Annotated in this window: 9 protein-coding genes, 1 tRNA gene and 1 pseudogene; 5 read left to right on the top strand and 6 right to left on the bottom strand. The window is 62.7% G+C overall.

Annotated features, from left to right (window positions below; translation table 11 throughout):
* Positions 1-181: pseudogene (locus ABSG20_RS20980) on the top strand (alpha/beta hydrolase); the annotation flags it as partial.
* 255 nt (positions 182-436) lie between these two features.
* On the opposite strand, the gene ABSG20_RS20975 reads toward ABSG20_RS20980, so the two are convergent.
* Positions 437-1,189 carry a sulfite exporter TauE/SafE family protein gene (locus ABSG20_RS20975; protein WP_423866426.1) on the bottom strand — a complete coding sequence of 251 codons (753 nt, stop codon included), beginning with the start codon at positions 1,187-1,189 and terminating at the stop codon, positions 437-439.
* A 95-nt stretch (positions 1,190-1,284) separates the two neighbouring features.
* Between ABSG20_RS20975 and ABSG20_RS20970 the strand changes: the two genes are divergently transcribed.
* On the top strand, positions 1,285-2,175 hold the full coding sequence (locus tag ABSG20_RS20970; protein ID WP_423866427.1) for a LysR substrate-binding domain-containing protein: 891 nt from the start codon (positions 1,285-1,287) through the stop codon (positions 2,173-2,175).
* A 237-nt stretch (positions 2,176-2,412) separates the two neighbouring features.
* Here the strand turns inward: ABSG20_RS20970 and hisN are convergent, their stop codons facing one another.
* Both hisN and ABSG20_RS20960 read right to left on the bottom strand, forming a co-directional pair.
* A complete protein-coding gene (gene hisN, locus ABSG20_RS20965; protein WP_423866425.1) occupies positions 2,413-3,195 on the bottom strand; it encodes a histidinol-phosphatase in 783 nt (260 codons plus the stop codon).
* A gap of 501 nt (positions 3,196-3,696) precedes the next feature.
* Positions 3,697-4,584, bottom strand: a complete 888-nt coding sequence (locus tag ABSG20_RS20960) for an N-formylglutamate amidohydrolase (RefSeq protein WP_423866424.1) — start codon at positions 4,582-4,584, stop codon at positions 3,697-3,699.
* Between the two features lie 307 nt (positions 4,585-4,891).
* On the opposite strand from ABSG20_RS20960, the gene cpdR reads away from it, so the two are divergent.
* Positions 4,892-5,251, top strand: coding sequence for a cell cycle two-component system response regulator CpdR (cpdR, locus tag ABSG20_RS20955; protein WP_423866423.1), 360 nt, complete (start codon positions 4,892-4,894; stop codon positions 5,249-5,251).
* Positions 5,252-5,366: 115 nt separating this feature from the next.
* Positions 5,367-5,441: transfer RNA gene (locus ABSG20_RS20950), tRNA-Val, on the top strand.
* Between the two features lie 278 nt (positions 5,442-5,719).
* Here ABSG20_RS20950 and ABSG20_RS20945 read toward each other — a convergent pair.
* Genes ABSG20_RS20945 through ABSG20_RS20935 form a run of 3 tightly spaced genes read right to left on the bottom strand, consistent with a single transcriptional unit; the run spans position 5,720 to position 9,481 of the window.
* Positions 5,720-6,952: a c-type cytochrome gene (locus ABSG20_RS20945; protein WP_423866422.1), complete on the bottom strand. Its 1,233-nt coding sequence runs from the start codon at positions 6,950-6,952 to the stop codon at positions 5,720-5,722.
* Between the two features lie 12 nt (positions 6,953-6,964).
* Positions 6,965-8,728 (bottom strand): GMC family oxidoreductase, encoded by a 1,764-nt coding sequence (locus ABSG20_RS20940; protein ID WP_423866421.1) that lies wholly within the window; start codon positions 8,726-8,728, stop codon positions 6,965-6,967.
* 3 nt (positions 8,729-8,731) lie between these two features.
* The gene (locus ABSG20_RS20935; RefSeq protein ID WP_423866420.1) at positions 8,732-9,481 is read right to left on the bottom strand and encodes a gluconate 2-dehydrogenase subunit 3 family protein; all 750 of its coding nucleotides are present in this window, start codon (positions 9,479-9,481) and stop codon (positions 8,732-8,734) included.
* A gap of 447 nt (positions 9,482-9,928) precedes the next feature.
* Between ABSG20_RS20935 and ABSG20_RS20930 the strand changes: the two genes are divergently transcribed.
* Positions 9,929-10,114 carry a hypothetical protein gene (locus ABSG20_RS20930; RefSeq protein WP_423866419.1) on the top strand — a complete coding sequence of 62 codons (186 nt, stop codon included), beginning with the start codon at positions 9,929-9,931 and terminating at the stop codon, positions 10,112-10,114.
* The last annotated feature ends 14 nt before the right edge of the window (positions 10,115-10,128 follow it).

The following is a 10,128-nucleotide window of genomic DNA, read 5'->3' as shown; positions in this document are numbered from 1 at the left end:
CAGCAACGACACCGTTGTCTCGACACCCGCGATCGAGGAGTTTGCCTATCATTTGCGCGCCGGGTCGCATCTCGTTATCGCCGGCGCGAAGCACGAAATCCTGCAGGAGCAGGACCGCTACCGTGGCCAATTCTGGGCGGCGTTCGACGCCTTCGTGCCGGGTACACCGTTATTCAAGTGATAGCTGGAAGAATGTACTTCAGACGTGCACCCCGAGGAACCCTGCAACAAAGATTATGACGACCACCACGCCAATGATGTAAAAGATGTTCATTTCACGCTCCAAGGGAGGCATGCGCGACTTCAGTACGAAAGCACGATGCTCCAGCGAGGGAACGTCGTGAGTCGAGTTTAAGTTCCATGGCTCACGGCGCGGAGCCGCGAGAGCGTGTCTGTGCGGCAGACCGGATGGGTGCCAAGGCGTCGGCAGGGACGATCATCGCATGACATTGACCACCGTGCTCCCCGCCAAATATAGCCCGAGGAAAATCATCGCAATCAGAAACCAGCGGCGGAACGCTTCCGGCTCCAGCCGCGCGCGCACCGCCTGGCCGATCAACATTCCGGCGAAGGAGGCCGCCATCGCCACCGCGCCCGGGAGCGCGGTAGCCCGGCTCAACAGCCCGGCGCTGGTCAGGCTGAAGGCCAGTGCCAGCGTGGCGACCGTGAAGAACACCCCGAGCGCCTGCACCAGTTCGTCTTTCTCCATGCCGATAGCCTGCATGAACGGCATCGAGGGGATGACCTGTACGCCGGTGGCGGCGGAGACCAGACCTGTGACGATGCCGACGATGCCGCCGATCCACTTTTCGTCGCGAGCGGCGACCTTGAAGCTGAATTTGCTCAGGCCCACGATCCCGTAGATCACCAGCAGCACGCCGAGGACGATGCTGCCATAGCGCGCATAGGGGCCGGTCAGCATGCCCTGGTTCAGATAGATGCCGACCACCGTGCCTGCCATCAGCGGCCAAAGCCGCCGGATGATGTCGCGCAGGAACGGTCCGACGAAGGTCTGCCAGATGTTGGTGACGACCGCGGGCACGATGACGATAGCGAGCGCGTGCGAGGGCGGCATCGCGACCGCGAGCAGGCCCATCGCTACCGTCGGCAGGCCGAGGCCGAGCGTGCCCTTGACGAAACCCGCAAGCAGGAACGCCGCGGCGATCAGAATGAGGAGAGGTTCGAACATGCCGATCACATTGACCGATCGCGCTTCACGGCACAATCTGCGCCTTACAGAGCCAGCCTTCGGCGATGACGAAGGCTGAACATGACGGAATCACCATGCGCTTCGATCTGGTTGACCTGCAGTTGTTCATGGCGGTGGCCGATGCGCGCACCATCACGGCCGGCGCGCACCGCGCCAATCTCGCGCTCGCCTCCGCCAGCGCGCGGATCAGGGGCCTCGAGACCGCCCTTGGCGTCGCGCTTTTAAAGCGCGGCCGCCGCGGCGTCGAACTGACCGCGGCGGGCGAAAGCCTGCTCGGTCATGCCCGCATCATCATCCACGATGTGGAGGCGATGCGCGGCGATCTCGCCGCTTACGCCAGCGGAACCAAGGCCAGCGTGCATTTGCTCGCCAACACCGCGGGACTGTCGGAGCATCTGCCGAAAGCGCTGGCGGCCTTTCTGCGGGAACATCCTGATATCAACGTCGATATCGAGGAACGCGAAAGCGCCGATATCGCCGCGGCGATTGCCACCGGGGCTGCCGATCTCGGCTTTGCCGCCGAGCATGCGCTGCCGGATCGGGTCGAGCGGTTTTCGTTCAGCGAGGATCGCTTGACGCTGGTTGCGCCGCGGCGCAGCGCTTGGGCCGGCCGGCGCCAGATCGACTTCCAGGAATTGGCGGACCAGGACTTCGTCGGGCTGACCAATTCGACCGCGCTTCAAGTCCACATTGCGAGACACGCCGCGCGGCTCGGGATGCGATTGCGGTTTCGGGCGCGGCTACGAGATTTCGATGCGATCTGCCGGATGGTGGCGGCGGATGTCGGTGTCGCCGTGGTGCCGGAAGCCGCCGCCAGGCGCTGCGCAGGGTCGATGCCGATTACCGTGATCAGGATCCGCGACGCCTGGGCGAACCGCAGGCTCGCGATCTGCGCCCGCCATTTCAACGCCCTGCCGCGACCGGCGAAGCTTTTGGTGGCGCATCTGCGCAAGGCCGCGATGTAGGCATCGGCGATGCAACTGCTTCTGGTCGGTGCGAGGCGCGGAAGCGCCGAAGCATTCCAAGCCCCATATTGCCCCTCACTTCTCGGGCGCAATGCCGGCGGCCTTGATCACCTCAGCCCATTTTTTGATTTGCCGGGGCTGATGGCGAGCGCGCCTGCGCTTGAAATCGCGATGGTGTAGCCATCCGGGGACCGACAATGCCATCACCACGACGCCGACAATTCTCATGCCCCGGTCCTAACTGTTCAAAAGCTCCAGCGCGGCTTCGTGCACGCGCGGATCGCCGGCGGCGATGATGCGGCCGCCGCCCTGGGCCGGGTTGCCCTCCCAGGTGGTGACGACGCCGCCGGCGCCGATAATGATCGGGATCAGGGCTGCGATGTCGTAAGGTTTCAACTCGGTCTCGACCACGAGATCGAGATGGCCGGCGGCGAGCATGCAGTAGGAATAGCAGTCGCCGCCATAGCGCGTCAGGCGCACCGACTGCTCGATGCGGCCGAAGGCTGAGCGGTCGGCCGCGTTCATCAACAGCGGGCTGGTCGTGAACGAGGTCGCTTCCTTCAGCGCGGCGCAGCGCCGTACCGCGAGCTTGCGTTCGCCCGACGGTCCCTGATATTGCGCCGAGCCGCTGTCGCCCGAAAAGCGCTCGCCGATGAAGGGCTGATGCATCATCCCGAACACCGGCGTGCCCCGGTGCAACAGCGCGATCAGCGTGCCCCACAGCGGGAAGCCCGAGATGAAGGACTTGGTGCCGTCGATCGGGTCCAGCACCCAGACATATTCGGCGTCTTCGCGCTCGTTGCCGAATTCCTCGCCGACAATGCCGTGCTGGGGAAAACTCGCCTTGATCAGCCGCCGCATCACGGCTTCCGCGGCACGGTCGGCTTCGGTCACCGGATCGAAGTCGTGGCTGTTGCCTTTATTGTCGATGCTCAGCGATGTCCTGAAGAACGGCAGGATGGTTTCTCCGGATGCGGTCGCGAGGCGGCCGATGAAGGCTTTGAAATCGATCACCGTCACGGCTGTTCCTTCGGGCGAAGCGGGGAACGTTTTGAGGCTACTGCCTAGCCCAATCCGGCGCGCGGTGCACGGGGTGCGCGAGCTTAAGCTGCGTCAGCGATGATCATTTCTGATGCCGCCGAATCAGCCTGCGCAACGATGCATTTTTCATGAAAGCCACGATCACGAATCCGAGAGGTCCCTGAAAAGAGTTCTTGAGCGGTTCCTTAGCGGCGGCTTTGCCACTCAAGGTGAATTCATAACCATATGAAATCATGAAGAAAAATGGCTCTATGCCGGGAATTCGGCCGAATTGCCACAGCCGAATAGTTTTACACCATAAATGACTCAAAACCTCTTGCATTTTGTGCAGCGCGGTCGCATATTGTTGCGGTGCGGTAGCGCCTCGCGCTATCGCTGCCCTCCTTGGGCGTTTCCTCCCTAGACTTGGGCCGCTTGTTTACTCAAGCGGCCCTTTTTTCTTTCTCATAGTTTCATGCGCTGAGTGGGGCAGGTTCGGCGCTATTCCGCCGCGGCCTGGAACGGCCCGAGGTCGCCGAGCGGAACACTGGCCAGTGCGTCGGCCAGATGGGCAAAATCCGTTGTCACCTGCGCAAACCTTGGGCCGCGTTCGCGCCGCCGCTCGTCCATGTATACAGCGCGGTTGAGTTCGAGCTGGATCGTGTGCAGTCCGGAGGCCGGATTGCCGTAGTGCTCGGTGATGAAACCGCCGGCATAGGGCTTGTTGCGTCCGACCGAATAACCCAGCCGGCGCATGGTTTCCTCGACCCTGTCGGGAAGCAGGCTTGCACAGCTGGTGCCATAGCGGTCGCCGATCACCACGTCCGGCCGCCGCGGCTCGTCCCGCGACACGCCGATCGAGGGCATCGAATGGCAATCCACCACCACCACCGTTCCGAACGTCTGATGCGCCTGGTTGATCAGCCGGCGCAGCGCCCGGTGATAGGGCTTGTAGAGCGCCTCGATCCGCGCCAGCGCATCGTCGATGGCAAGCCGCTCGCGATAGATCTCCTGGCCGTCGCCGACCACCCGCGGGATGGTGCCGAGACCGCCGGCCACCCGCATCGACCGGGTATTGGCAAAACTCGGCAACCGCCCTGTGAACATGCGTGGATCGAGTTCGTAGGGCTCCCGGTTGACGTCGACATAGGAGCGCGGGAAATTGACCCGGACCGTCGGAAAGCCGCGACCGCAGAGGTCCCCGATCAGCTCATCCATGAACGAATCTTCGGAGCGGCGCAGCGCCGCAAGATCGATCCGCGACGCCTGCAGGAATTCGCTCGGATAGACCGAGCCGGAATGCGGGGAATTGAAAATGATCGGCGCCCGCCATGTCGCCGGTTCCAGGATCTCGAATGCGGGCGACAGCTCGCCATCAAACTCAGTCATTGTCGGGCGCCGTCCCTTGAGGATCCGCTGGTTCGGACAGATCGACTCTGCCTGAAAACGGAGATTTTATAGGGTTTCATTGTCGGTAATCAAAACCCTTCTGCCAAGCAGAAAAATATTCGATCGCCCTGGAACGTCTCCAGTTCGGGTTGAAAACCCCGGTCTGCATTGATTTAAACCGTATTCGGGTCCAAGAATAGCGTCGTGAACAGCCCAGAGCTTCCCGGCCGCTTTCACCCGAAATTTACCGTCTGTCGGGCTTAGTGGGCGGATTGATCCTCTCAATGGGACAAGACAATCAACCGCCATGCATAAAATCCTGCTCGCCGAAGACGACAACGACATGCGCCGTTTCCTGGTCAAGGCCCTGGAAAACGCCGGTTTTCAGGTTTCATCCCACGACAACGGATTGTCGGCCTATCAGAGGCTGCGCGAGGAGTCGTTTGGCATGCTGCTGACCGACATCGTGATGCCCGAGATGGACGGCATCGAGCTCGCCCGCCGCGCCTCGGAACTCGATCCCGATATCAAGATCATGTTCATCACCGGCTTTGCCGCGGTCGCCCTGAATTCGGATTCGGAAGCCCCGAAGAACGCCAAGGTGCTGTCGAAACCAGTCCATTTGCGCGAATTGGTCAGCGAAGTGAACAAGATGCTGGCGGCCTGAACAGGCCGCCAAGGTCTCGCCGGATCCTGCCTCTGCGGCCCGCGGCAACCTTGCCTGCCCGCGTTGGAGCCGATATACGGACCGAACCCGTTAACCCCTTTTCTTTCTTAAGAGAGGGCGCGTAGCTCAGCGGGAGAGCACCTCGTTGACATCGAGGGGGTCACAGGTTCGATCCCTGTCGCGCCCACCATTTGAATCCCGCCCGCGCGCTGAAAGCTAGACAACCGATTCCTTGAAACCTGTCATTTCAGGCCACGGGCATTGGCCTCTCACTCCCTCTCCCGCTCTTCGCGGGGGAGGGTGGAGTGGGGGCGCGGCATCGGCGGTGTTGGTTAGGTGTGGCCGCGATACCCGATCGATGGATTTTCGCCCGGAGCTTCCCCCACCCCAGCCCTCCCCCGCGAAGGGCGGGAGAGGGAGCGCAGCATCGCAAGCGTCGATATGATCAGAACTTCGGAAACGCTGAATCTACGGAGCCCTGGCCAGCGACGTCCTCGCGCTCGCAACGGCGCCGGACAAAACCGGCGCGGCCGCGTTGCCCCAGCTGTTTCTGATGTAGGTGAGCACGGCGGCGACCTCTGCGTCGTTGAGCCGCCAGTCGAAGGCCGGCATGGCCGGCGCGGTCGGCCTGCTCGGGGTCGATACCGCGCGCGTCCCCTGCAGCACCACCCGCATCAGCGTGGTGGGATCGTCGGACTGCACCTGCGCGCTGCCGGCAAGACGCGGAAACAGATGGGCTTCGCCGCTGCCGTCATCCCGGTGACAGGCGGCGCAATTATCCTTGTAGATTGCTTGACCCGCGCGCATGGCGTTGTCGCCGGCGGCAACCGGTGCGGGCCGCACCGATCCGCCGGCATCGCCGTCCTTCAAATAGGTCGCGATGGCCGCGATGTCCTGCTCGGTCATTGCAGACGTCGAATGCGTCACCGCCTCGGCCATCGGCCCGGAGGCCAGCGTCAGATTATTGGCACCGGTCTTGAGATATTGAACCAGATCGTCCTTCGACCATGCGCCGATGCCCTTGCGGGAATCGTTGGTTATGTCGGGCGCGAACCAGCCCTGCAGCGTCGCGCCCTCAAGCGCCTGCGCGTTCTTGTCGCCGCCGAGCCAGGTCTTCGGCGTATGACAGGTGCCGCAATGCGCCGCGCCCTCCACAACGTAGGCGCCGCGATTCCATTCCGCCGATTTCCGCGGATTGGGTTGATAGCGGCCCGGCGCGAAATTGAGCGCGTTCCAGAATACCATGGCCAGGCGGATGTTGAGCGGGAACGGCAACTGGTTTGACATCACGGGGTTGTCGACCGCAGCGACCGTCGCAAGATAAGCGCGGATGGCGAGCACATCGTCATCGCTCATCTTGGTGTAGGCCGGATAGGGCATGGCCGGATAGAGCCGCCGGCCGTTGCGGCCGCGGCCGTCGTGCAGCGAAGCCAGGAACTCGGCGTCGGTCATGGTGCCGATGCCGGTCTCCGGGTCGGGCGTAATGTTCGGCGCAACCAGTGTGCCGAACGGCGTCTGCAGCGCGAGGCCGCCGGCGAATGGCTGGCCGCCGGGCTTGGTATGACAGGCGCCGCAGTCGGCGAGCACCGCGAGATAGCGGCCGCGCTCGATGCGGTCGAAATTCTGGCTGTCGGCGAAAGCCGCGCCAGCCAGGCAGAACCACGAGGCCAACAACAAGGCGGCTGCGAGGATTGTGCGCATTGTCAACTCGCTTTAGCCCAGCGGCCCCGGATTTCGGAGATAGCGATCCAGAATCGCATCCGCGGTCCAGTAGGCGAGCGCGCCGACCGTGTCGGTCGGGTTGTAGCCGTGGTTTTGCGGAAACACCGACGCCCCGCCCGGCACGAACACATTGTGCACGTCCCAGCTCTGGCAATAGCGGTTTAGCACGCTGGTTGCGGGATCGGCGCCCATCACCGTGCCGCCGGTGTTGTGCGTGGTCTGGTAGATCGTGACGTTGTAAGGTCCTTTGCGCGGATTGGGGGTAATCTCCGCCGGGTCCATGGCTTTGGCGATCTCCGCGAGCCGATCGGTCAGGTAAGCCGACATCTTCAGTTCATTGTCGTGAAAATCGAACGTCATCCGCATCAGCGGCCGTCCGAGCCGGTCCTTGTAGGTGGGATCGAGGTCGAGATAGCAATCCCGGTAGCTGTAGGAACTGCCATGGGTCGCCAGGCTGCAAGCCTTCTGATAGGTTTCCGCCGTCGCCTTCTTCCACTGCGCGCCCCATTTCGGCGTGCCCTTTGGCACCGGCCGGGTCTGGATCGGGCGCGCCCCGGTCTGCCCGAAGCCCATGTAGCCGCCGCCGAAAAAGCCAAGTCCTGTGTGATCGAAATTATCGCCGTTGTAATCGTCGATGATCATGCCGTGCGCGCCGGTGGCGATGAAGGGATTGAGCACCTTGTCCTTCAGGATCACGTCCACGCTCGAGGTGGTCTGATAGGCATAATTGCGCCCGACCACGCCCTGGCCGGTCTGCGGGTCGTAAGGCTTGCCGATGCCGGAGAGCAGCAGCAGGCGGACATTGAAAAAGGAGAAGGCGCAGACCAGAACGATATTGGCGGGCTGCTCCCATTCCTCGCCCGAGCTATCGACGTAAGTCACCCCGGTGGCGCGCTTGCCGGTTGAGTCCAGATTTATTTTCGTGACTTCGGATTCGGTCTGCGCGGAAAAATTCGGAAACCGCAACAGCGCCGGCAGCACAGCGGTCTGCGGGCTCGCCTTGGAGAAATTGCCGCAGCCGAAGCGTTCGCAGAACCCGCAATAGGTGCACTGGCCGAGCTTGACGCCGAGCGGATTGGTGTAGGCCTCGCTCAGATTCGAGGCCGGCTGCGGGAACGGCATGTGGCCGGTCTTGCGCGCCGCTTCGGCAAACAGCGTTGCGCCAAAACCCTGCTTCAGCGGTGGCGTCGGATATTCCGACGAGCGCCAGCCCTCGAACGGATTGCCGCCGGGCTGCTTGACGCCCCTGATATTGCCGGCCTTGCCCGAGGTGCCGCAGAGTTTTTCGAAGCGGTCGTAGTAAGGCTCGATCTCGTCGTAGCTGAGCGGCCAGTCCTGGATTGTCATATCCGCCGGCAGCGCGTCCTTGCCGTAGCGCTGTTCGAGATGGCTGCGGATGTTGAAATCGGTCGGCAGGAAACGCCAGGTCTGTCCGTTCCAGTGGATGCCGGCGCCGCCGACGCCATTGCCGGGAAGGAAGCTGGCAAAGCTGCGGATCGGCAGCGCCGTCTCGCTCATCTTGTTGCGGAAGGTCAGCGTCTCCTGATCCGGCCGCAGAAACAGATCGAGCCGCACCGCGTAGCGCAATTCGTCCTGCGCATAGGCCGGCGGGAAATCGCTCGCGGTGTCGCGCCAGGGACCGCGCTCGATCGCGACGACGTCGAGCCCGGCCTTTGCAAGCTCGTAGCCGAGGATGGATCCTGTCCATCCCAGGCCAATGATCACGACGTCCTTGGGCGGGAGTTTGCGTGCCATGATCTATTCTTTCACCGCCCAGTCGGAGCGCCCCATAATGCCGACGGGCGGCAAGGGATAGACTTCGTTGTGACGCTCGACCCAGTCGCGGTAGTCGTAACGCGCGCCGGGGAAGCCGACCAGTTTCCACCCCGCCATGTCGCGGTTGCCGCCATAGATCGGATCGGCAAAGAAGCCTTCCTGGGTGTTCTGCAGCAGCAGCGCGAAGAACTCCGCGGCCTTGACGTCCTTGAGCGCGATTGATCCGCTCTCGAGGCCGGCCAGCACCTTGTCCTGATCATCAGCCGCGAGCTCGGGAAATGATTTGCCGGGGAAGGCCGCCTTGATGTGCTCGGCCAGCGCCTGCAGCCCGGCGCGGTAGCGTGCCGCGGGCGCATCCTGCATCTGATAGCCTTGGGTCGCTGCGCCCGGCATGAAAGGCGGCTTCATGTAGAGGCCGGCGGCGCGGCCATAGGGGCCCGCGAGCTGACGATCGATATAGACCGCGCACCCGGCGTCCTTGCCGCCCGGGCCGCGATCGTCAGGCGGTATCAGACGGTCGACCGCGGCTTCGATCAGGGCGGCTTCATCCGAGCTGAAAAACAGCCACGGCCCCGGCCGCACCACGGCCGGCGGCCTTGCCGCCCCGGGATCCCACGGCATGCCGCCGCCAAGGGTACGGGCGCGGGCGCCGGCGGCGCCTGCCACCAGCAGCGCCGCGGTCGAAGCCAGCAGCGAGCGGCGGGTTAATTTCGACGCGAACGCGGCATCCATTGTCGGCTCGTTCTTTCGCGAAACCACAGGGACCACTCTTGCCCTCCCCACGGCTTCCGGCCCGCCATATTTTGCCATTTCGGGCGCGCTTGTCTGCAAGGATAAATTTTATTTGGCCTGGAACTTTTTGGGCCTGGCCGGAAAATTGACTGGAGTCAGGGCTCGCGAGGAAGTTGTAATCGAGGTCAGCGTCCTTTTTCAATGGCTGTCGCATTGCCACAAGCCTGACAGCGCGGATCGTTGGTTTGGTTCTTGATGCAAGAGACGCACAGGCGTTAGATACCGAGCCAGCGGCAATTGGTGGCAGGGGCAGCCCCACCGGATCATTTTGCAACGACGGTCCGATCTTGGGTAAAACGGCAGTACCGAAGATGCGCAGAGACAGGCGTCCAACCACTGCATCCGTCGAAACAAGCCACGGGCTCTGAATAAAATGGAGTTTGATCAATGACCGGCGATGAATCAAGAGCTCTTAAAGTTGGCGATCGGGTTCGTTGGGGCGAAGATCAAGGCGATCAAGGAACCATTACGGAAAGGAATTGGTCCGGCGTAACCCTCAAATGGGATGATCGGGCCGAGCAATCCGTCTTGCACAATGATATGAAATTGGCGTTTCTGATTTCGAAGAAATGATTGTCAAGAGTCCG

Source organism: Bradyrhizobium sp. (assembly GCF_049512235.1).
Taxonomy (GTDB): Bacteria; Pseudomonadota; Alphaproteobacteria; order Rhizobiales; family Xanthobacteraceae; genus Bradyrhizobium.
This window is presented reverse-complemented; position numbering and strand designations above follow the sequence as displayed.